Annotated in this window: 21 protein-coding genes; 16 read left to right on the top strand and 5 right to left on the bottom strand. The window is 59.7% G+C overall.

Features of this window, described 5'->3' with window-relative positions:
* Positions 1 to 272 precede the first annotated feature (272 nt).
* Positions 273 to 839, top strand: a complete 567-nt coding sequence (locus tag G520_RS0118370; RefSeq protein WP_028536933.1) for a helix-turn-helix domain-containing protein — start codon at positions 273 to 275, stop codon at positions 837 to 839.
* A complete protein-coding gene (locus G520_RS0118365; protein WP_028536932.1) occupies positions 836 to 1,360 on the top strand; it encodes a GNAT family N-acetyltransferase in 525 nt (174 codons plus the stop codon). Before G520_RS0118370 ends, G520_RS0118365 begins: the two co-directional genes overlap by 4 nt.
* Before the next feature lie 315 nt (positions 1,361 to 1,675).
* Here the strand turns inward: G520_RS0118365 and G520_RS0118360 are convergent, their stop codons facing one another.
* Entirely contained in the window at positions 1,676 to 2,842 is a 1,167-nt protein-coding gene (locus G520_RS0118360; RefSeq protein WP_211222876.1) for an SDR family oxidoreductase, read from the bottom strand.
* Between G520_RS0118360 and G520_RS0118355 the strand changes: the two genes are divergently transcribed.
* Complete coding sequence (locus G520_RS0118355; RefSeq protein ID WP_211222875.1) at positions 2,827 to 3,822, top strand: AraC family transcriptional regulator; 996 nt, start codon at positions 2,827 to 2,829, stop codon at positions 3,820 to 3,822. The two genes, G520_RS0118360 and G520_RS0118355, sit on opposite strands and share 16 nt — an antisense overlap.
* A gap of 73 nt (positions 3,823 to 3,895) precedes the next feature.
* Here G520_RS0118355 and G520_RS0118350 read toward each other — a convergent pair whose 3' ends face one another.
* Together G520_RS0118350 and G520_RS0118345 are read right to left on the bottom strand one after the other, a co-directional pair.
* Positions 3,896 to 4,159, bottom strand: a complete 264-nt coding sequence (locus G520_RS0118350) for a hypothetical protein (RefSeq protein ID WP_028536929.1) — start codon at positions 4,157 to 4,159, stop codon at positions 3,896 to 3,898.
* 100 nt (positions 4,160 to 4,259) lie between these two features.
* Entirely contained in the window at positions 4,260 to 4,709 is a 450-nt protein-coding gene (locus G520_RS0118345; RefSeq protein WP_084637703.1) for a DUF805 domain-containing protein, read from the bottom strand.
* A gap of 674 nt (positions 4,710 to 5,383) precedes the next feature.
* On the opposite strand from G520_RS0118345, the gene G520_RS0118335 reads away from it, so the two are divergent.
* Positions 5,384 to 5,911 carry a GNAT family N-acetyltransferase gene (locus tag G520_RS0118335; RefSeq protein WP_036666538.1) on the top strand — a complete coding sequence of 176 codons (528 nt, stop codon included), beginning with the start codon at positions 5,384 to 5,386 and terminating at the stop codon, positions 5,909 to 5,911.
* Between the two features lie 420 nt (positions 5,912 to 6,331).
* Positions 6,332 to 6,793, top strand: coding sequence for a hypothetical protein (locus G520_RS0118330; protein WP_028536926.1), 462 nt, complete (start codon positions 6,332 to 6,334; stop codon positions 6,791 to 6,793).
* Here the strand turns inward: G520_RS0118330 and G520_RS0118325 are convergent.
* Positions 6,781 to 7,377, bottom strand: a complete 597-nt coding sequence (locus G520_RS0118325; RefSeq protein ID WP_028536925.1) for a TetR/AcrR family transcriptional regulator — start codon at positions 7,375 to 7,377, stop codon at positions 6,781 to 6,783. The genes G520_RS0118330 and G520_RS0118325 overlap by 13 nt on opposite strands.
* A 178-nt stretch (positions 7,378 to 7,555) precedes the next feature.
* Here G520_RS0118325 and G520_RS0118320 point away from each other — a divergent pair, with 178 nt between their 5' ends.
* From G520_RS0118320 to G520_RS0118300, 5 genes are all read left to right on the top strand, one after another.
* The gene (locus G520_RS0118320) at positions 7,556 to 8,983 is read left to right on the top strand and encodes an efflux transporter outer membrane subunit (protein ID WP_036666536.1); all 1,428 of its coding nucleotides are present in this window, start codon (positions 7,556 to 7,558) and stop codon (positions 8,981 to 8,983) included.
* A 30-nt stretch (positions 8,984 to 9,013) separates the two neighbouring features.
* Complete coding sequence (locus tag G520_RS0118315; protein WP_028536923.1) at positions 9,014 to 9,976, top strand: efflux RND transporter periplasmic adaptor subunit; 963 nt, start codon at positions 9,014 to 9,016, stop codon at positions 9,974 to 9,976.
* A gap of 13 nt (positions 9,977 to 9,989) precedes the next feature.
* Positions 9,990 to 11,546: a DHA2 family efflux MFS transporter permease subunit gene (locus G520_RS0118310; protein ID WP_246542672.1), complete on the top strand. Its 1,557-nt coding sequence runs from the start codon at positions 9,990 to 9,992 to the stop codon at positions 11,544 to 11,546.
* A 123-nt stretch (positions 11,547 to 11,669) separates the two neighbouring features.
* The gene (locus G520_RS24125) at positions 11,670 to 12,230 is read left to right on the top strand and encodes a TetR/AcrR family transcriptional regulator (RefSeq protein WP_028536921.1); all 561 of its coding nucleotides are present in this window, start codon (positions 11,670 to 11,672) and stop codon (positions 12,228 to 12,230) included.
* Positions 12,231 to 12,696: 466 nt separating this feature from the next.
* Positions 12,697 to 13,044, top strand: a complete 348-nt coding sequence (locus tag G520_RS0118300; protein WP_028536920.1) for a hypothetical protein — start codon at positions 12,697 to 12,699, stop codon at positions 13,042 to 13,044.
* 192 nt (positions 13,045 to 13,236) lie between these two features.
* Here the strand turns inward: G520_RS0118300 and G520_RS23400 are convergent, their stop codons facing one another.
* Positions 13,237 to 13,710, bottom strand: coding sequence for a paraquat-inducible protein A (locus G520_RS23400; RefSeq protein ID WP_051229513.1), 474 nt, complete (start codon positions 13,708 to 13,710; stop codon positions 13,237 to 13,239).
* A gap of 107 nt (positions 13,711 to 13,817) precedes the next feature.
* Here G520_RS23400 and G520_RS23395 point away from each other — a divergent pair, with 107 nt between their 5' ends.
* The 6 genes from G520_RS23395 to G520_RS0118265 all read left to right on the top strand — a co-directional run bounded on the left by G520_RS23395 (position 13,818) and on the right by G520_RS0118265 (position 21,772).
* The gene (locus G520_RS23395; protein ID WP_156877013.1) at positions 13,818 to 14,480 is read left to right on the top strand and encodes a TetR/AcrR family transcriptional regulator; all 663 of its coding nucleotides are present in this window, start codon (positions 13,818 to 13,820) and stop codon (positions 14,478 to 14,480) included.
* Positions 14,461 to 16,368: an AI-2E family transporter gene (locus G520_RS23390; protein WP_051229511.1), complete on the top strand. Its 1,908-nt coding sequence runs from the start codon at positions 14,461 to 14,463 to the stop codon at positions 16,366 to 16,368. The genes G520_RS23395 and G520_RS23390 overlap by 20 nt, the downstream gene beginning before the upstream one ends.
* Positions 16,369 to 16,699: 331 nt before the next feature.
* Positions 16,700 to 17,440: a substrate-binding periplasmic protein gene (locus G520_RS0118280; protein ID WP_169449857.1), complete on the top strand. Its 741-nt coding sequence runs from the start codon at positions 16,700 to 16,702 to the stop codon at positions 17,438 to 17,440.
* 151 nt (positions 17,441 to 17,591) lie between these two features.
* Positions 17,592 to 19,205, top strand: coding sequence for a methyl-accepting chemotaxis protein (locus tag G520_RS0118275; RefSeq protein ID WP_028536918.1), 1,614 nt, complete (start codon positions 17,592 to 17,594; stop codon positions 19,203 to 19,205).
* A 153-nt stretch (positions 19,206 to 19,358) separates the two neighbouring features.
* Positions 19,359 to 20,408 carry a hypothetical protein gene (locus tag G520_RS0118270; protein WP_211222874.1) on the top strand — a complete coding sequence of 350 codons (1,050 nt, stop codon included), beginning with the start codon at positions 19,359 to 19,361 and terminating at the stop codon, positions 20,406 to 20,408.
* A 335-nt stretch (positions 20,409 to 20,743) separates the two neighbouring features.
* Positions 20,744 to 21,772, top strand: coding sequence for a GGDEF domain-containing protein (locus G520_RS0118265; protein WP_028536916.1), 1,029 nt, complete (start codon positions 20,744 to 20,746; stop codon positions 21,770 to 21,772).
* Positions 21,773 to 21,860 lie beyond the last annotated feature (88 nt).

The following is a 21,860-nucleotide window of genomic DNA, read 5'->3' as shown; positions in this document are numbered from 1 at the left end:
GCTGTTCCCCGCGACCGCGGGGATGAACCGCGCCAAATAGCAGAAGTTGCCCTTTTTGAGGGTTCTATCAAGCCAAGCCTCAGGACAAGCCCCGGTTCATGGCCGGCAATAGCCTGTCCCTTCGAGTCGATCCGTTTGAAACTCCGGCGCGGTGACACGCCACATGGTCTTGCGCCTGGATAGAGTCTGATCCCATATCCTTTTACAACACGACGTTGAAGAAATGCACGTCGTCCTGGATAATGGAATTAATATCTATTAAACTGGATGCAATGACTATCACACAACGCATCGGACGCCGCCTGAATGAGCTGCGCTCCTCCCGAGGGCTGTCCCTTGAAGCGCTGGCCCACAGGAGCGGGGTCAGCCGCTCAAACATCTCGCTGATTGAACGAGGGCAAAGCAGCCCGACAGCGGTCGTGCTGGACAAGCTGTCCTCGGCCCTGGGTGTCAGTGTGGCGTCAATCTTCGAGGAGACGCCAGTTACTGACGCGCCGTCGCCGCTGATCCGTGTGGCCGAGCAGCCCGTATGGGACGACCCTGCCTCCGGCTACCGGCGCCGCAACGTGTCGCCGGCTGGCGTCTCCCCGCTTCAACTCGTCGAAGTTCTGTTCCCTCCCGGGCAGCGCCTCATGTTCGAGACCTCGGAACGAGACGTCGACATCCACCAACTCGTCTGGATGATCGACGGCGTCATGGAGATCGTCCATGGCAGCGAGCAGTGGAAGCTGAATCCTGGCGATTGCCTGGCCATGCGCTTGAATGCACCCATCCAATTCCACAATCCCGGCGCAGAGTCGGCCCGCTACCTCGTCGCCCTCACAGGAGCCAAAACATGAGCACGATTCGAGAACTCCACGCCGTCGAAGCCGCTGCACGCGTGGGTGAACTGGCTGAAGTGCTGCGCGACTGCGTCGAGGGTGGGGCATCGGTCGGCTTCATGCTGCCCCTGGCTGCCGGCCGCCCTGAAGCGTTCTGGCACAAGGTAGCGGCCGCCGTCGCTGCAGGCGAGCGGCATCTGTTTGTCGCCGAGGACGAGGCGGGCCGCATTTGCGGCACACTGACGCTGGTTATCGACATGCCCGACAACCAGCCTCACCGTGCCGATGTGAGCAAGATGCTGGTCCATCGCCGCGTGCGTCGCCAAGGCATCGCCGAGAGATTGCTTCTTGCGCTCGAGGTGAAGGCGCGTGAATTAGGAAAGACGACGCTGGTACTCGACACCGTCACCGGGAGCGATGCATCGCGCGTTTATGCGAGAACAGGCTGGCTGAAGGCGGGAGATATTCCGAACTACGCGTTGATGCCTAACGGAGAGCCTTGCTCGACAAGCTATTACTTCAAGTCTGTCAGTCCTTGACCTTGGGCTGGTTCGATCAGCCGCGTTGCGGCTATGACGGCAGGAAAGCCGGTGTCTCTTCTGGCTCGATAACTACCGCTCGCTCCGTCGATGGCCGATGGTTGTCTCCGACTGCGGCTGCAACCCAAAGGCGACATTCATCGTCGCCCGGTTCCAGCGTCAGATATCAGATCGAGGCTGACGGCGAGGTTCGGTCGCGGAACGCCGATATTGCTCAATGGATGCCGTTTTTTGCAACCAGCCATGAAACAACGATAGAGAGGTCGAGAAAATAGCGGAGATCGCACGACGGCTCTATTTCGCACTTGGCAGCTGTCAGTTTGCATCGCTCAGTAACCCGTGTCGGACCAGGCTTTCGGCAGTGGCAACGATGGCTTCCTCGCGTGAACGCGGCGACCAGCTAAGTAATCGCATGGCCTTCTCGCTGGTGGCATTCAGGTTCAGGCCCAGCAATGGCACTGCCCCTCGCAATGCCGGATCTTTAAGCGCGCCCAAACGTACCATCGCGTTGGGTAGCACCCGTGTCGAAACCTTGTCGGCGGCCAGCCCCATGCGCTGTTTTAACACCTTGGCCACTTCGGCCAGCCACATGCTTTCGCCGGCTATCGCCAGAAAGCGTTCGCCCTTGGCCGCTTCGTGAGTCATGGCGCGCAGATGCAAGTCGGCCACGTCGCGTACATCGACAAAGCCCGAATTGATCCTGGGGATTCCCGGCTGGCCATCCATGATGTTCTTGATGAGGCGGATGGAATGCGAATAGTCGGCACCGAGCACCGGCCCCAGCACAGTGACTGGATTGATGGCGGACAACTCCAGGCCCTGGCCTTCGCCGGCGACAAACTCCCAAGCCGCCCGTTCCGACAGTGTCTTGGATTTCTGGTAGGGCCAGACATTCTTGCTCGTCAGGTCGCTCCAGTCGGTCTCGTTGAAAGGCCGCTTCATCTGGCCATGCCCGGCACAAATCGCACCGAAGGCTGAGGTTAGCACGACGCGCCGGACGCCGGCATTGCGTGCCGCACGTAACACACGCAAGTTGCCATCCACCGCAGGCTGGATCCATTCTTCTTCACTGGTTTGATTGCCGGTCGGTGTCGGCGAAGCCCCGTGTATCACGTAGATGCACCCGGCCGCAGCCTCGGCCCAGCCTTCGTCCGCGGTCAGATCGGCGGTGAAGAACGACAGTCGGTCGCCCGGTTCTGCGCCGCCTGCTTTCAGGTTGTCGCGCACCTCGGCTTCCCGTGTCAATGAACGCACCGTGGTTCGCACGTGGTAGCCGCGGTTCAGCAGTGCCAGAATGCAGTACTGCGCAATGAATCCGGTTCCCCCTGTGACGAGTACCCGCTCTTCCTTGTTGTTCATGTCGATCTCCATAGTGATGGTTGCCAAGTCGCTGTTTGCGAGTTTAAGGCGCTGCGCTCGTATTGTTAATGCGATATAGTGCTGGATATTTGCGCGTGAGTACGAGATTGAGTGACGATCCATTCTCTGACATTCTTAGGCTGACCAATGCCGAATCGCTGGTGACGGGTGGTTTCACCGCTGGCGGCGCCTGGGCCATTCGTTTCCCGAAGCCAAGCAATATAAAGTTCTTCGCCGTGGTGAAAGGTAGCTGCTGGCTTTGCATCGAGGGCGAAGCCGAACCGATCCATTTCGGCACCGGGGACGTTGGTCTGCTGATGGCGAAACGTGCTTTCGTGTTGGCCAGTGATCCAGCCGTCGCGCCCATCGAGGCGATGAGCGTGTTTTCCGGTGCGGGTAGATCGACGGCGGTACTGGGGGATGGCAATGATTTCGCCCACATCGGCGGCCACGTCCTGCTCGATCAGGCGAGCGGCCGATTACTGGCGGATGTCCTGCCACCGTGGATTCACATACGGGCTACGTCACGGCAGACAGCGACTCTCCGCTGGCTTCTCGATCAGCTTGTCAATGAGCGTGGATCTGATTTGCCTGGGGCACAGCTCGTCTCGGCTCAGCTTTCACAGCTTTTTTTCATTCACGTTCTGCGGATTCATCTGAAAACATCAGGCCCTATCTCGGCCGGGTGGCTACGGACATTGGGCGACCCGCGTATCGCGCCAGCTCTGAGATTGATGCACGGCGATCCCTCGCGTTCCTGGCATCTCGATGAACTCGCCAGGGCGTGCGCGATGTCCCGAACAACATTCGCTTCCCACTTCAGGACGAGTGCGGGCAACGCGCCGCTGACCTATCTCGCCAAATGGCGTATGCGCCTTGCCGAACGTGCTCTACGGGAAGAGAAAACCCCTGTAGCGGTTGTAGGCCGATCGCTCGGCTATACCTCCGAGAGTGCGTTCAGTAACGCTTTCAAGCGTATGACAGGCCATTCGCCGAAGGCTTACCGCAGTGCTGCGCAGGCTGCCTCGTCTGACGCCGTTGAAAGCGCAATCGACGATGCTCGCCAAGAAAATATGGCTATCGGCATTCAAGCCCGACAATGACATTCGTCCGTATAGGGAAATAGGCCGAAGAAAGTGTTGTCGCGCCGTTTTGCCTACGCGATTGCAAGCCTGTTCAACTTTCTTGCGGGTGACTGGCCAGAGGTTGTTCTATAGACCAGTCGGTCTCGATCGAAATCGGTGAGCGACGCAATGAGGGCAGCGGATCGTCCAGTCCGCCGGTTTCGGTTTCGGTTTCGATCGATTCGATGAGATTGGCGCCGAGCCATGCCCGCGTGGCAAGCCGCAATTCCGCTGTGCTAGGGAAATTATTGTAGAGCGTTCTGCGCGCGATCCCGGCTTCAGCAATAAAAGCCTCGATGATCGGTGTCTCTCCCATTTTCGCAAAGGCTTTCAGTGCGGAGAGGGGGGCCTGCGTGTGTGCTTACGTCGCTGCTGACCGCCCCGGGTTCGGTGATGGCGGCCTCCCGACGGAAGGGTCAGAGCGCACCAATGGACAGGAGATAGTCTGCACGGTGGTATGCGAATAACGCCGAGTATGTAAGAAGAACCGCAAAGGCAAAGAACGTACAGGCGCAGAACACCTTGAGGATACTGGAGCGGGCTGGCGGGTCGCCATAGTCATTGGTCCAACGGGGACCAGACAAAAAGCACAGCAGCGGCAGGATGATGACTGCAATCAACGGAAAGGCCAGAATATTCACCGTCCAACCGGGAAAGTTGAGATCCCGCATCCGGCTTGCCGAAAGAGGCCAAAACATGACACCGACCATGGTGCCGAAGGTAGCAACCCAGTAGTGAAGGCCTGCCCGACTCAATACATGGTCTACAACGAGCGTCTCGGACGCATACCTGGTCGCCAGCGCATAGGCGATCACTGCGAGAGACATTGTCAGAGTATAGGTGCCAGCACCGACACGAGTAGGCATATGTGCTTTGACTAAAAGTAGGCGATTACAGTAATGATAAATGGCGGCTCATGGCGATAGTAGGCCTTCAATGGGCTCATGTCACACAGAAATTCTGACAGGCTCATACACGCTCGACTCTCCGAATCGGCCGCGCGAACATCGGCTGACCGGATGTGGAATTACTGCCGTCTCGGCTACAGCGAATTGTCATTGCCTACAGCCTCAATGGCTTCGCCCTTGCGACCAAAGCACTCGTCGGCGCCGCCTTCGGTAGCCGTGATCGCCATGCCTTCCGCCGGCGGTCAGGGAAAACCTGCTCTGGGTGGCGCTGGTGCGCTCGGCTTCTCTTCGGCAGAATGGGATCTATAGGGAAGGCTAGCCGGCTGTACGCGCCGTTGTCCGGACCTTCCTGCCCTGAGTGGTTCTTTTGCCGCAGATGTCAGTCAAGGGCTTTTTGCTCGACGGCGTCTTCATCGGCACAACTCAGCCTCGGGCGCTCATGCAGGCGATGTCGCTGAGCGTACGGTAACCATGTGGACTCTGGATGGTCTTCATGTTCTGGCACTCTGGCATTTCTGCCGCAGTTCACGGCGGGAATGCGGCCGTCATGGCAGGGGGCGGGGTGCTTGCAGGAACGCAATCTCGCCAGACAAGAGCTTTTCGATAGCATTCAATGCAAGGAGTACGACAGGATGGAAGCGCTGACGATTCGGCCCGCGACTGAACACGATATCGAGACCATTCAGTACATTGGCTCGATCACCTATCGCGATCACTTCGCCTCGCTCTGGACGCCTGACGGCATTGAGCGATTTCTCGCTGCTGACTTTACGACGGATGCTTTGCGCACCACCTTTGGTTCACCGGCCCACCATCTCTGGCTTTTGGCCTATGAAGCGGATGGTCGGGAACCGGTGGGCTTCGCCAAAATCAACTGGGCGATGCCCGAACCCATCCAGGGACAGCGTGGCGCTGAGCTGCAGAAGATCTACTTCACCAAGGCCTGCGTGGGCAAAGGCTATGGCAAGCAACTTCTCGACCATATTGTCGCCTGTGCCCGGCAACACGCTCAGCAACAACTCTGGCTGGATGTGCTGAAAAGCAATACGGGTGCACAGCAGTTTTACCAGCGGAGCGGGTTCCGCCCCCTGGGCGAGATCCCCTTCAAAACCGATCTCCACGAGATCGGGATGCTGGTCATGACCATGGGCATCGCTTAGGCAGGTACTGGATGAAGAGGGGCTGTGGTACGGCAGGGGCGGCCCATCCTGGCGTTCGCTGTTAATAAGCGCCATATAGAGCATGATGTTGCGAGGTCTGGTGATCTATTTTGTGCGCCGCAGCCAGCTTCTAAGGATGGCACCTGCTTGGTCGCGGTAAATGAGTTTGTCTCCTGATAATTTTCACTGGACATCGGCCCGCACGATGTCCGCTGCCCTATACATTGCGGACATATTTGGGCCTGAGTGTCATTGGCCGCTTTGGTCGCAGACTGTGTGAAAACTCAAAATATTCCAATTTTAAAGGGTGCCTGAACCATTACCGAGACCATTTAAATCGAATACAGCGCGATTGTGTGGCTCGGTTATCAGCGAGATGCTTACCCCTTGCTCGCCCATTCTGCCGGGGAGTGGCAGAGCATGAGCGCGTGGCAGATTGCAAAGCGCCTGATCGAAGACTATGCCGATCATGGGCGCCGGCATCCTGACTTTTTTCTGCTCGGGCTCGATGTTCCTGTTTCTGCTGCCGAAGCCGATTTTATTGCCTTATCGGTGCAGATCCTGGATGCCCGCTTGTCGACTACGGCCAACGAGACGCACGAGCGTCTTGCGGAGACGATGCCTGAATTCGCGATGGGTGGGGCCAGTTTCGCCTGCCTGGCCAAGCGCGGCTTGAACGATTTCTTGTTGAAGCCCCTTTTGTATCGCGAGCCTATCTGGAAAATCTGGAAAAGCGGTATCCGGATCCGGATGGCCCCGGGCGGGTGGCATCGACGGGGCGAGTGCGTGCCAGGGAGTCGTGGCTACGGCGCGCAACGCCGGGCGGCGGCCAGCCGCCCGCTCAATCCTGCAGGCAGTGCCGACATCGGTCAAGGGGCATAAGCCCTGAGAAACGCATCGATCGCGCGTTGCGCCGAACGGGTCCTTTCGGTATCCCCTGGCTGCGGCTCCTCTTGAAGCAGCAGCGGTTCTACGATTTCAGCTTCCAGCAGTCCACGCAGTTGGTTGGCGGCAAGGATGGGATCATCGCGGCGCAGCGCTCCGGAATCCATGCCGGTAGCAAGAAAAACCGCTATCCGGTCACGGAGCGCGTTGATCTTGCCTAGAAATAGTTTTCCGATACCCAGACGCGACGATTCTGAAATCATCAGACGCCTTACGGCGATCATGTCGCTCGACGCGACGAAGCGCAGAAAGCTGACGCCGAAGTCGCGCAGCACCGTCTCGGTATCGCCGCGAGCGTTGTCGAGACTGGAAAGGGTGTTTTCAAAACACTGATCGATGGCTGCCGTCATGCATTCGGCAAACAGCTCTTCTTTCGAGGCGAAGTGACTGTATAAGGTGGCTTTCGATCCTCCGACCTGAGCGGTAATTTCCGACATCGACGTCTGATCAAATCCCATATCGCGAAACAGGCGATACGCCGTCTCCAGGATCGCCTGCCGTTTGGCATCGCCCTTTTTCATTCTCCGACCTCTCTCTGTTTGCAGAAAACATCAACTTGTACTGTACGGTACATTTTTGCTTGACACGGTGGTGATGTCAAGATTATAAACTGTACCGTACAGTACATAACGAGTGCAATCCATGAGAACATCATCAACTTCCTCTCACCGCAACCGGCGGTGGTTACTAAGGGCGATTATGACCACCGGCTTTCTCGCGGTGGGAGGTTGTGCCCAGATCCCGGATCTGGGGGCGTTGCCGACGGTCAACCCGGTCGCGAATCTCGATTCCGCCAAGTCGTTCGACGCACCTGCCGGCGTATGGCCTGGCGACGGCTGGTGGCGCGCCTATGCGGACGCTCAACTTGACGCCCTGATCGCCGAAGCGCTGAACGGTTCGCCGACGTTAAAAGTGGCTGAGGCGCGCTTCCATCAGGCCGGCGGCATGGTGCAGAGCGCGGGTGCGACGCGCCTGCCCGAAGTCTCGGGAAATGCCGCGCTGGACGAGACCAAGCAGAGTTACAACTATCTGATGCCGCAGGGCGATTTTCCGGGGGCCGTGCCGAAGAACTGGCATGACTACGGCCAGGCGACCCTGAACATGTCGTGGGAGCTCGATTTCTGGGGCAAGAACCGTTCGGCTCTGGCCGCCGCAACATCCGAGCAGCAGGCCAGCCTGGTCGAGACAGCCGAGGCGCGTCTGCTGCTATCGACATCCATTGCTTCGGCCTATGCCGAGTTGTCCCACCTGTACACGGTACGCGATGCCGACGCGGAAGCGCTGGCGCTGCGCAGTAAAACGGCTGCGCTATTCCGGCAGCGTTACGTCAACGGGATGGAAACCATGGCCAGCGTGAATCGCGTCGAAGCGCGTCAGGACGAGGCGGAAGCAAATCTTCATGCCAGCGACGAGCGTATCGCCTTGCAGAAAAATGCGCTTGCGGCGCTGCTCGGCGCGGGTCCGGACCGTGGATTGGCGATCAAGCGCCCGACGGCGCACATCCCCGTTTCCACCGGTTTGCCGCCCCGGTTGGCATCGGATCTGCTCGGCCGCCGTCCGGATGTCGTGGCCGCACGTTTGCGCACCGAGGCCGCTGCCCGGCGCATCGATCAGGCCAAGGCCGGCTTTTATCCGAGCGTGAATCTGATCGGCATGCTGGGCATGCAATCTCTCGGTATCCACAACCTCGGCAAGTCGGGTTCCGATATCGGCGATGCCGGCGTTGGCTTATCCCTGCCTATCTTCAATACCGAAAGACTGCAAGGGCAACTGCGCGGGGTCCACGCCGAGTACGAGATGTCGGTGGCGAACTATGACGCGACCCTCAGCAACGCGCTGCATGAAGTCGCCGATGCCGCTACAAGCCGCAAGGCACTGGGGGCGGAACTTCGCGCGACCCGGTCATCCGTCATCGCAGCCCGCAAAGCCTACGACATTGTCAATCAACGCTACCGCGGCCAGTTGGCCAGCTATCTGGACGTGACGACGGCGGAGGACGAGCTGGTTTCCGCCAAGCGCGCCCAGGCGGATGTGGAAGCCCGTGCCATGAGCCTCGATGTTGCGTTGGTACGTGCCCTCGGCGGTGGATTTCAGAGCCATGAAGGCACGAGTCCGGCAGGCAGGTAATCGATTTTGGAAATATTCAGGAGCAATTCAATGAGTCAGTCTATGCCGCTGTCGAACACCGACGTATCGGTTTCACAACCCAGCAATAAACGTAAACATCTGTTCGCTCTGCTTGCCATCGCCATTGCGGCTGTCGGCGGCGGGTACGGCATGTATTGGAAGATGATCGGTTCCCGCTTCGTCTCCACCGACAACGCCTATACCGATGCCGACGTTGCGACGGTTACCTCGCAGGTCGAAGGTCTGGTCGCCGAAGTGAAAGTGGGCAACAGTCAGAAGGTCGCGCGTGGCGATATTCTGCTGAAGCTGGACGATACCGATGCCGTCCTTGCCATGCGTCAGGCACAGGCCGACCTTGCCCGCGCACAGGCGCAGGAGGCTGCCGCACGGTCCAGCCTCGAACGCGCGGGTATCGATCTGCAGCGCAGAAAGGCGCTGGTCGGAACAGGGGCCATCTCCGGCGACGAGCTCACCCAGATCAAGGATGGTTCCAACAACGCTCTGGCCGCCCTGAATGCCGCCGTTGCCAGCGTCGCCCTGGCCCAGGCAAGACTCGATAGAGCAAAGGTGGACCTCGGGCGTACCGTGATTCGGGCGCCTGTCGATGGTGTGGTCGCTCGCCGCCAGGTTCAGCTCGGGCAACGCGTTCAGCCTTCCATCCCCTTGCTGTCGGTCGTTCCCGTGCAAGACATCTACGTGAACGCCAACTTCAAGGAGGTCCAGCTTGAGCGGGTGCGTCCGGGACAGCCGGTCGAACTGGTTTCCGATCTGTACGGCAGCAAAGTCATCTACCACGGTGTCGTCGCGGGTTTCGATGGCGGTACCGGCGCCGCCTTCTCGCTGATTCCTGCGCAGAACGCCACGGGCAACTGGATCAAGGTGGTGCAGAGGTTGCCGGTCCGGGTCCGCCTCGACGATGCGGAGCTGGTGGCGCACCCGCTCAGAGTCGGCCTGTCGATGGACGTAACCGTCGATCTGCGCAACAAGTCTTGATCGGGAGAATCGCATGGAACACGCCGTGTCGAACATGCCGCACGAGCAAGGACAGCATGCCGGTCTGAAAGGCGGGATGCTCTGGCTGGGCGGCATCATCCTGGCCATGGCCAACTTCGTCGCCGTCCTCAATATGACTATTGCCAACGTGACCGTCCCCAATATGGCGGGTGCGCTTGGCGCGGGTTCGAGTCAGGGGACATGGGTGATCACTTCGTACGCGGTCGCCGAAGCGATTACCGTCCCGCTGACGGGATGGTTGTCGTCCCGATTCGGAGGCGTCAGGGTATTTTGTCTGTCCGTGGCCATGTTCGGCGTCTTCTCGCTGCTGTGCGGCATGTCGACGTCGCTCGGCATGCTCATCGGCATGCGCGTGATGCAGGGCATGGCAGGCGGACCGTTGCTGGCGTTGTCGCAGACACTGTTGCTGCGGATTTTTCCCAAGGAACAGTCCATGCAGGCCATGGGGCTGTGGGCCATGACCACGCTGTTGGCTCCGGTGGTGGGACCTGTGCTCGGAGGCTGGTTGTGCGACAACTACTCCTGGTCCTGGGTTTTCTTCATCAACGTGCCGATGGCAGCGGCGTTCAGCGTGATTGCCTGGGGCATGCTCAAGAACTACGAGGACCCCACGGTGAGAAGCCGCATCGACAAGGTCGGGATGCTTCTGCTCGTGATCTGGGTCGCTTCGTTGCAGATCATGCTGGACGAAGGCAAGGATCTGGACTGGTTCTCGTCGGACGAGATCCGGATTCTGGCGGTCACGGCCGCAATCGGCTTCGTATCTTTCCTGATCTGGGAGTTGACCGAAAAAGATCCGATCGTGAATCTGCGCGTATTCCGCCATAGGGGATTTTCATCCTGCATGCTGGTTCTCGCTTTGGCCTTCGGCGCCTTCTTCGGACTCAATGTACTGACCCCGCTCTGGCTCCAGTACAACATGAGTTACACCACGACCTGGGCCGGTTTGGTGGTCGCATGGGGGGGCGTGCTTTCCGTTCTTTTCTCCCCGATCGCGGCGAATCTGGCAAATCGGATCGACGCTCGCTACCTGATTTTCTTCGGAACGTTCTGGCTTGCCGGCGACACGTTCTGGCGTTCGCTGGCGACGTCGGACATGAGTTACTGGGCGATCTGTGTGCCACTGTTTTTCATGGGCATTGGCATGCCTATGTACTACGTGCCGCTGACCGGTCTGGCTATGGGGTCGGTGAATGAAGAGGAAACGGCCTCGGCCGCCGGGTTGATGAACTTCGTGCGCACCCTTTCCGGTGCCTTTGCCACTTCGCTGGTCACGACCTCCTGGCAGGACCGCAGCTATATCGCTCACGCCGAACTGGCCAATGTGGTCGACCACAGCGGGCAGGCGACGGCGGCGCTCCGACAGGGCGGCGTACTCACGCAAGCCGGGCGCGAACTGACCAATATGATGGTGACCGGGCAGAGTCTGCTGTTGGCGACCAATGGGCTGATGGTTGTGATCGGCTTCGTATTTCTGGCCGCATCCGCCGCGATCTGCCTTGCGCCCAAGGCCATGCGAACGGTCGATCCGTCTTCGGTCGGACACTGATGGCGCCCGGGACGGTTGGCTTCAGGGCACAAGAGGGTGACCTTCACCCATGCATCCTGCCACCCCGAGGGCGATCCACGGATTGCGTCGCAGGCGAACCCACCGGAATCATCGGATGCCGATATGACTTCAACTCGACTCAGCCGTGCCGGGCAGCGTGAGCTGACACGGCAGAATCTGTTCGACGCGATGCTGAAGCAGATTGTCGCGCGTGGTTATTCTGCGTTGACGATAGACGATATTGTTTGCGAAGCCGGGTATTCGCGAGGTGCGTTCTACTCGAATTTTGCCAGCAAACGCGCGATGTTCATCGAGTTGTTGCAGCGACTCGATGCCGAAGAAGAGGCTGCGCTCGATGCTCTCGGCATCGGCCAGGCGGGGGCGATGTCATCGCCGGAGCAGGTCCGGACCGTGTTCGATGCCCGGTATCGCCGTCGCGATGTCGTGCTCTGCCGAATCGAGGCCTGGCTGTTGGCGGGGCGCGACGACGCGTTCCGTTTGCAGTACGGCCCTCGGATGCACGACACGATCGCCATGCTCGTGGACTGTTTTCGCACCTTTTGCGCTCAGACCGGTAGCCAGAGGGGGCTAGCGCCAGAAGTGCTGGCCCTCGCTCTCCTCGGCATGGGCGAGGGGGGATATCCGGGGCAGCAGCCGGATGGCGGCCACGGTCCTGTCCCGTAGAGCTGACCTGCCTGGCTTGCGATACCGGATTCCATCGGGAAAGCGGGGAGGGGGCGCAGTGCATGCGTTGACCTTGCGTACAGGCACATATCCCGGTTTGTGTGAAGCCTGCGGCGCGCGTCTGTCGGGGCACGCGGTTCATGCAAGGGCGCCTGTCCGTTTCATTCTCGTTTTGCCCGGCGTACGGTTTGCCGCTTTGCCGTGCTTGACAGAGGAGGCCTGTCGATAAAAAATAGGTACCGTACAGTACGGTATTTTAGCAAAGAAACTCTGCTGCAATTTTTGAAAACTGGAGAAATCTAATGCGAGTAAATACCCTACACACCGCCGTGTTGTCGGCGAATAAAACAACGGCCGCCGTAACACCGGTTCATCGTGATGGTGCCGATAAAAACGGCGCTGCTACTTTTCGCATGCCAAGCCATTCTGAAAGCAGAGAGCCTCGTCGTCATGAGGTGGCCCAGCGATGAACGATACGCTGTCTCCCGTTTCGATCAACAGCCAGCCATTCTTCACCAGGTTTGCATCAAAAGTGCAGAACCTGAATGCACCGCTGCTCTCCGCGACGCCGGATAACACTCTGCCGCTGCGTCAAGTCAGCTCCGACATGACGGCTTTTACGGGGGGCTTGCACACCACGGTCGATGCGCTGAATAAAGCGGTGACAGACGCCACTTCAACGTTCCTGCAAACCTTCCCTCTGGTCGACCCGTGGACTCAACCCAGTAGCAGTATGACGAACGCCCGGAACGGGCTGACGCGCAACTTGTGGACGATCGGCCCGATTGGCTCGCAGATCGATACCCGTGCATGAACTGTCGCCACAGTAGGGCAGATCGATGCAGGCAAGCTTTACGGCATGGGCTTGCCGCCGTCGTCGCACGCGCCATGTGCCGGCGTGGCGGGCGAGCGTTCGCCCTGGCACAAATAGGCCGCCACTTGGACAGATCAGCCTTGCAGGTTGTCGTTCGCCGTTAAAAATGCCGCTTCCACGCCTCCGATCCCGTCATCGGGATCCGGCAGATCCATGCAGACATACCTCGATCATGCTCCACGCCCGCAGCCAGACGCCGACCCGCATCATTGCCGCGAGACCGGGGGCCGGGACCGCTTTCAGCGTAAAGACCAGTATCCAGCACTGCAACAGACTTTGAAGGAGGGGAACACACAGAATCAACGCCACCGGAATGGCAATCGGGGCAGATCCGCCTTGCGCGAGCGCCATGGCGGCCTGCCATAGCGAGGCCTCGGCATGGTGTCCCCAGACGTCTGCATGTATAACGGGGGTGGCCATGACGATCGCGAAAGTGATCGCCGCCGCCAGGTTCAAGGCCAGAGACCGTTCGCAACGGAGAGTCTGGGCGCACGGTAGTCGCAGTCCGCATACTTTGCAGCGTGCGTGCTGGCCGAGAGTGAGCAGGGGACGCTGGTAGACCCGGTCGCAATGCTCGAAGACGACCAGGTGTCGATGGGGGTCCAAGCGCAGGGTTCCATGGGTGGCCGCTGGGGGGCGTCGGTAATTTTGCGGATATACTAGACTAAACATTCTAGTGTGTACGAGTGTTTGATATCAGAAAGTTTGCCATTGTGACTGAACGTAGCCGTGTTTCATCAGCCCATTCCGGGCGGCGTCCGCAACAGCAGCGAGGCCGCGAGAGGGTGGATGCCATCCTTGATGCGATGGCCGTACTGATTGCGGCCGGCGGATTGGAAGGCGTTACCATGCATCGCCTTGCCAGGGAGGCGAAGACCTCCATCGGTTCGCTCTATCATTTTTTTCCGGACCAGGACAGCGTGTTGCTGGCCTTGGCGCAGCGTCACGCTGCCGCGATGGATGCCATAACCCTCCGCTTGCGCGAGATCGAGCGCGGTACATGGCTGGAAGCGGGAGCCGACGACGTGGCGCGACGGCTCGTCGCGGACTATGTCGACTATCTGCAGCGGCATCCCGATTTTTTTCCGGTCATGGCCGGGCGCTTCTTCCCACAGAACGAAGCCGGATTTGTCGGGCTGATGACCGATGTGCTGGCTGTCCGGCTCACGGCGGCGAGCCCGGAGTCGCGGCATCGCTATGCGGGCATGGTGCACACGCTAGTGCTCGGAGGCGTCCACATGGCTTTCTTGTCGGGTTCAACGGCACTCGAGGTATTTATCGCCGAGATTCCACGCGTTCTGTCTGCCTATCTCGCTAGCCTGGAACGCTTGTACGTCATTGATAGAGGAATTCCGCATGTCTCGGATCCGGGCTGATTTTCCGCGTAGCGCGCCAGCCGATCAGATCGTCGCTACCGGCGTTGTGGTCGGGCTTCTTTACTTGGGACGGGGGGTGTTGATTCCGATCGCTCTGGCGGTGATGCTGAGTTTTTTCATCGCGCCGCTGGTGCGCAAGCTCAATCGCCTTGGCCTCGGACAAGGGGCCTCGGTATGTACGGCGGTGGTGGTTCTTGCGCTGGGACTGCTGCTGGCCGGCATGGAGCTCGGGACACAGCTTGTCCGCATGGGGCATTCGCTGCCCCAGTACGAAACGACCATTCGGGGCAAGATCGCGCAGCTGAACACGATGACGCTGGGGCGGCTCGACGAGTTGACACAACGTGCCGACTCCGTCATCAGCGATATGGCTCCCGTGCATGGCAGCGCGTTGCCCGCCGCATCCCAGACGGGGGAGAGCAGCGCTACGGCTGCCGTTCAGCCCATTCCCGTCGAATTGCATGCGCCGCGACACGGGCCGTGGCAGTTATTGCTGAACCTTTTCGACACCTTGGCCAGCCCGTTGGAAATGGCCAGCGTCATACTTATCGTCCTGGTCTTCATTTTGCTCGAGCAAGACACGCTGGGCGACCGCTTCCTGCGCCTGGCCGGCCCCGGAAATCTGCGGGCGACGACGGCGGCAGTGAATGATGCGGCACAGCGGTTATCGCGCTACTTTGTGTCGCAGTTCGGCGTCAATCTGATCGTGGGGGCGGTGGTATGGCTAGCGCTTTCCCTGTCGGGCTTGCCGCAAGCCTTTCTCTGGGGGGCGTTGACCGCCTTGCTGCGTTTTGTGCCCTATATCGGGGTGTGGATCGCCGCCTTGCTCGCTACGCTGCTGGCGGCAGCCATCGCACCGGGGTGGTCGCAGGCGATATTGACGCTGATTGTGTTCTTGACGATCGAACTTCTGGTCTCGCAGCTGCTCGAGCCGCATCTTTATGGCCACAGCACCGGACTTTCCCCGCTTTCGGTTGTGGTGTCCGCCATTTTCTGGAGTGCGCTCTGGGGGCCGGCAGGGCTGATGCTGTCGACGCCGTTGACCTTGTGTCTGGTCGTGGCGGGGCGTTATTTACCGGCATTGAGTTTTCTAGACATCCTGTTCGGCGACTTCCCGTCCTTGAATTTGCCGGAACGGTTCTATCAACGGGTGTTGCGTGGCGATACGCATGACATCCTGGTCGGCGTACGGAAATTTCTCAAGACTCAGTCAATCGGCGCCTATTGCGATCAGGTGCTGATGCCTGCCTTGTACCTGGCGCTGTCCGACTTCGAACAGCGTTCCATCACCGATGACGAGCGCCGCAAGGTCAATCACGCCGTCGCTTCATTGCTCATCGAGTTTGAGGGCAAGAAGGTGCGGCGACGCGCGCGCATTTCGGTGCTGGAAGACGAGACGCTGGCGTGGCGCTTGCGCCAGCGGCGCGAAAAGCAGAGCGGACGCTGGCAGGGATCACTGGATGTGCCGGCAGGCTCGGTGGTGCTTGTGATTGCGGCAGAAGTCGAACTGGATGAATTGGCTGCCGAAGTCTTGGTGGCGGCGCTGCGTGCGCAGCGCATCGATGCCCGGCGCGTCTCGCGGCAAGAGCTTTTGTCCCCCGACGTGCCCTCGGCGCGCGTCGACATCCTTTCGCTGGTGTGGCTGATCAGTGCCGCCCCGGAAGGCGGAGCGCGGGCTTTGTCTGCGGCTCGCCGGCAATTGCCGGCCGATCTTCCTGCCGACAAAGTCATGGCGCTGGCACTCACGCCGGCTTATGCGAAGCATGAGGATATGACCCTGCCGGATTGGCCCGGGTCCCATGTGTTCAACAACTTCCAGGGCGCGATCGAGTATTGCGCCGCTGCCGCATCGCCCTCTGTCCCGTCTGCCGAGCAAGGGCCTGGCTGAGCCTGCGGCCGACGGGGGCGGCGCATCGATGACGTGGTCACCGTCAGCAAGGAGGTTGCCGGCCTGGCCTATCTGTCGGGCCTGAATGCGGCAATGGAAGCGGCTCGGGCGGGGGAGCAGGGACCGGCTTGCACGCTGGTGGCCAATCGTGCGGATGGCCGCCGTCGGCGATTGGCAGACCGGGCGAGGCCGGCCGAGCGTGTCCCTAACCGTCCGACGGCGCCCTGCGCCTGTATGCGCAGGGCGCCGTTCCGCCCGGAGAGCGATCATTTCTTGCATGCCCGATGCAACAGCTAAACTTGTAGCATGCTATTTGCCGGTGTTGCGCACCATGCCCGCTATCCTGTTCAGCCTAGTGCTTGTCCTGTCCGGTTTCTGCTCGCTCGGGGCGTCCGCCGCCGATGTCGCCATCGCTGGCCGGACGGTGCTGATCGTCGCGGATGAGGAGAAACGCGATGGCTATCTGGCTTCCATCACACTGGCGGCCTTGAAGCGGGAGGGGTATGTTGCGACCATCAGCTATATGCCCTGGCGGCGAGCGCTGCAGCAAGGAATGGAAGGAGCGCATGTCGACATCGTTCTGGGAGCCTATCTGACAGAGGAACGTGCCCGGAAGATGGCCTTTTCGTCGCCCATCGGCCGCGCCGAACTCTACCTTTTTGCCTTGCGCTCGCATCCTGTACGGTATTCCGCACTCGCCGACCTTGCACCTTACCGCATCGGGAAGGTCAGGGGGGCCGTCGTATCGCAGGCCTTCGATCGGGCGGCCTTCCTGCATGTGGAGGAGGCCGTCGACGTCAATCAAAATATTCGCAAGCTTCTGGCGGGCCGGCTCGATCTCTTCGTAGACAAAAAATTGGCCACGCTCTATGCCCTGCAGCATGACTTCGGCGCCGAGCGCGAGCGCGTGCAGCTGGTCGACCCCCCTTTGCATGTCGATTATTTCTACAATGCCTTTCCGAAAAACCGTCCGGCTTATCGGCTGCTGCTGGCCGATTTTGAGCGCGGCTTGAAAAGCCTGCGCGAGGATGGAAGCTACGATGCCATCGTAAAGCAGGCAGTGCATGAATAAGCCGCAATAAACCGTCGCGCGGGCTGTTACCGGGATAAAGATGTCCTAATGTAATAGTGGAGCAATTTATAACGGGCAGGAAGTCCCGACCTGGCGGGAGGCGGAGCAGGCCGGATGCCGGCAACGGGAATCATTGTGGATGGGGGGAGTCATGAGCCTGGCAAAACGTCTGGGGATTATCGTAGCTTGTGCGGTATTGGGGTTGATGCTGGTGGCCGGTTTCGCTTTGAGCGAACTGCGGGCGACGATGCTTGCTGACCGACGCGCCGAAATCAATACGGTGCTAGAGCTGGCTTCGCGTCAGGTGCTCTACTTCCAGTCACTGGAGCGGGAGGGGAAGCTCACGCGGCAACAGGCGCAGGCCAAGGCCATCGAGGCTTTGTCCAAGCTGCGGGACGGCAAAACGACTTATGTCTGGGCGCGTACCGTCGGCGCGCTAGGTCTGGTGCTGCCTTTTGAAAAGGATGTCGGCAAGGTGGATTTCGGGGCAAAGCTGCCGGACGGACGTTTCAGTTTCCAGCAGTATCTCGACCAGTTGGCCATCGGTGAACCGGCCTACGTCTACATCATGGTGAAGAAGCCTGGCACCGACACGATGGTGATGAAGATCAACCAGGTGAAGAAAATCGGGGATTGGGACTGGATCATCGGCTTCGGTGTGTTTACCGACGATATCGACGCGGCCTACTGGAGTCTGGCCTGGCGCTTCATCGGGCTGGGAGCGCTCGTACTGCTATGTGTGGTCGGGCTGGCCGTCACCATGGCACGGAGTATTTATCGTCAGTTGGGGGGCGAGCCCGAGTATGCGGCCCGGGTGGCGCAGGCCATTGCCGCTGGCGATCTGAGCCAGCAACTGGGGGACGGGTTCAGCGCGGACAGCGTACTGGCATCGGTGGCCGGTATGCAGTCTGGCCTGCGCCAGATGATAGAAGGCATCCAGCGTGGCGCCGATCTGCTCGGGCAGGCGGTAACGGGGTTGACCGGGCAGATGGCGCAGATCAATCAGGCTTCGCGCCTGTCTGCGGATGCCACCAGTTCCACTGCCGCGGCGATCGAGCAAATGTCGGTCAGCATCGACCATATCTCCAGCAATGCGCGTGAAACCGAGCTGAACTCGGCTCACTCCAGCGCGCTGGCCGGCGACGGCGAAAAAAAGGTCAATCAGGCGGCGGGGACGATCCAGGGAGCGTCGGAGCAGATTTCCATGGCGTCGACGCAGATAGAAGGTTTGCTCGACCGCTCGCGTCAGATCGGCGGGATCGCCAGCGTGATCAAGGATATCGCCGACCAGACCAATCTGCTGGCGCTGAACGCGGCGATCGAAGCCGCACGCGCAGGCGAGCAGGGGCGCGGTTTTGCCGTTGTGGCGGATGAGGTGCGCAAGCTGGCCGAACGCACCACGAAAGCCACCACTGAAATTTCGGTCATGGTTTCGACGATACAGGACGACACCGGGACCGCCATGTCCAGCATGAATGCCGTCACCCCGCAGGTCGTGCTTGGGGTTTCGATGGCGAACGAAGCGGCTGCGGCATTGCGCGAGATCAGCGCCGGCGCCGCCGTCACACTGGACAAGGTGCGTTCGGTGGCTGCCGCTACTGCCGAACAGACTCAGGCCAGCACCAGTGTTGCGCAAAATGTCGAGCGTATTGCCCAGATGGTCGAGGAGTCGGCCGAGTCCGTGCGCGCGGCCAACGCCAATGTGCAGATGCTGGAAAAACTGGCGGGGGACCTGCGCGAGTCGGTCACCCGCTTCCATCTCTGAGAGCGTGGGGCGGCAGCCGCCGCCCCTGCTCTTCTTGCTTCGGCTCGCCACGCTCTTGGCGCCGCGGCCCGGAAGTGATACATATCACAAGCTAATCGATTTTGTTCAAATACTATCGCAAGTTATTTCATTGCCTGGAACGATGCATTTGATATGGAAAGCTGTGTAATGTTGTCTTCAATTTATAGCAGATTCAATGGCATCGGCTTTCGACAGGCACTCGTTATTTCCGGCTTATCTACGCTGCTAGCGATTGCGCAGGCGGCGCCTAATTGGAAAATTATATCCGACCGTGGCGAATCATGTGTCGTCGACAAATTCACGGCCGTGCCGTGGATGCCTAAAAAAGGGAAGAATATCGCCCTGATGGAGGCATTTGCCGGTAGCCCCGATCAATTCAAACTTTATTGGCGCGTGGCGCATGTATTTGGCAGCGGTAGTTACTACCCGCTGGATGAATTGATGGTTTTGCGTTTTTCCGGGCTCGATCCCATCAACCGGGGCGTCCGCGATTACGAAGCGTTGACCCGTAGCGGAATGTTGTTGTCAGGCAGCGATAATGCCAGCCCGTTGCGGACGTGCGATTTTGGCGGCGGACAGGGGGAGAGCCGGTGCCTGCCCGTGTTGCAGCTCAAGTTCAACTGCAAAGATCCGGAAACCGGCAACGAGCAATTGCGTTCGCTCAATTTCGATGCGAATGGTCTTGCGGGCAATCCTGCGTTGATGCGCAATGAGAACGAGCTGCTGTTTCTTTCCCGGATGAGCAAGGAGTTGGTTCTGGGTGTCGCCGCGCAGATCCGCGATGAAGAATACGGACGCATTGCGGCGCGGTTTTCAGGGGGACGGGCAAGCAGCGCAGAACTTGCGGTCAAGGAAAAGCTGAAGCTGGCTGCGCTGCGCGAAGCCGCGCTCGAGCAGCAGAAAAACGAGGCGAAGGCTCGCTCGGATAAAGCCGACGCCATTTTGCGCCGCTCGCGCAAAGACACGATCATGCACTGCGATTCCGGACAGACGGCCTTGCCTTCTGGCGAATCCATCGTCAGCCTGGCCTACCGCTGCGACCTGATTGCCGGAGAAACGTATAATTTGCGGACTATCCTGCGGGCCGGGTGGGTGATCGATGCGGAAATCCGAACCCTGGTCGAAACGCCGGCCAGCGGTCCCCTTTATCATGTTGTCCTGCGTATGCGCAAGGCGACATGAGGCAGCCCCTTTTCTTCAATACCACGCACACCGAGTCGCTGCGAGGCGGCAGGGATGACGGTTCATGGGCCGGTCGCGCCTTCCGTTGCGGGTGAAACGGTCCGGCTCGCACGATGCGCTCTAGCTGGAACGGCATATCCTCAATGAACGTTTGTAATTTTATTTGCATGACGTGTGGGAATAATGCGGTGACCTGGCTGTTGGATAGTGGGAATTAGGCAGCGGTTTAATTGGAATCAATGTTTTACGATGTGAATATCAGTAAAACGTGGCCTCTCTAATCTCTCGTTCGAGTGAGTGGCGCGCATGACGATTGAATCGCTTGGGGCTGGGTCATGATTGTGCCGCTGTTGCCGGTCAATGACGATGAACGTGTCGAATCATTGCGTCGGATGCAGCTGCTTGGCACGCCGGACGATGAGGCTTTCGATCGCGTGACGCGAACCGCCCAGCGTCTGTTTGCGGCGCCCATCGTGATGGCTTCGCTACTGGATAGCGACACCTTGTGGGCGAGGTCGTGCATTGGCCTTACACGTCGAAAGTTCACCCGGCACATGACGTTTTGCGCTCACGCTATCCATAGCGAGCGGATAACCGTTGTTCAAGACGCTACGCTCGACCCTCGCTTCGCGTCCAATCCTTTGGTACTCGGGCCGCCTCACCTGCGTTTCTACGCCGGTCGTCCTATCCGTAATGCAGAAGGGCATGTGCTCGGCACGCTATGCCTGTTCGATACGGTTGCCCGCGAATTCAGCAGTCGCGACGAACTGGCGCTGCACGACCTCGGACACTGGCTGGAAACCGTCTACCGAGCGCACCAGTTGAGCGAAGTTCAGCGTCAAATGCTGGCCGAACTCGATCGCGCCAAACACGCCAGTCTGATCGACCCTCTGCTCAATGCCTGGAACCGGCAGGCGGTCATGAGCATCCTGCAGCGCGAGTACTCGCGCCTGCAGCGCAGCGATGGCGCTCTTGCCGTTCTCATGTGCGATTTCGACCATTTCAAAACGATCAACGACCACTTTGGCCACGCGGGTGGAGATGCGGTACTGGTGGATTGCTGTCAACGCATCCGCCGTGTGTTGAGAGCGCATGATTCGCTCGGTCGTTACGGTGGCGAAGAGTTGCTCATCGTCCTGCCGGACACGGAACAGGAGGAGGCGCGGCAGATCGCGGCAAGAGTCTGTGCCGAGGTCGGAGCCGAAACGGTCGCCTTCGACGGACAGCACATTGCGGCCACGATGAGCATAGGCGTGGGCAGTTGCCGCCCCGGCGGCGACCACCGGCAACTCGATGACTTGCTTGCCGCCGCGGACCGGGCCATGTATCGGGCCAAGGCCGCGGGCCGAAACCGCGTAGAGTGATTCATAGCAACAATAGATATTGTGAAAGGTGGGGCGATTTAATATAAAGAACATAAAAACTTCGTCACATGGCAGGAAAGTTACGGTA

The organism is Paludibacterium yongneupense DSM 18731 (assembly GCF_000422925.1).
In the GTDB taxonomy this organism is placed as follows: Bacteria; Pseudomonadota; Gammaproteobacteria; order Burkholderiales; family Chromobacteriaceae; genus Paludibacterium; species Paludibacterium yongneupense.
This window is presented reverse-complemented; position numbering and strand designations above follow the sequence as displayed.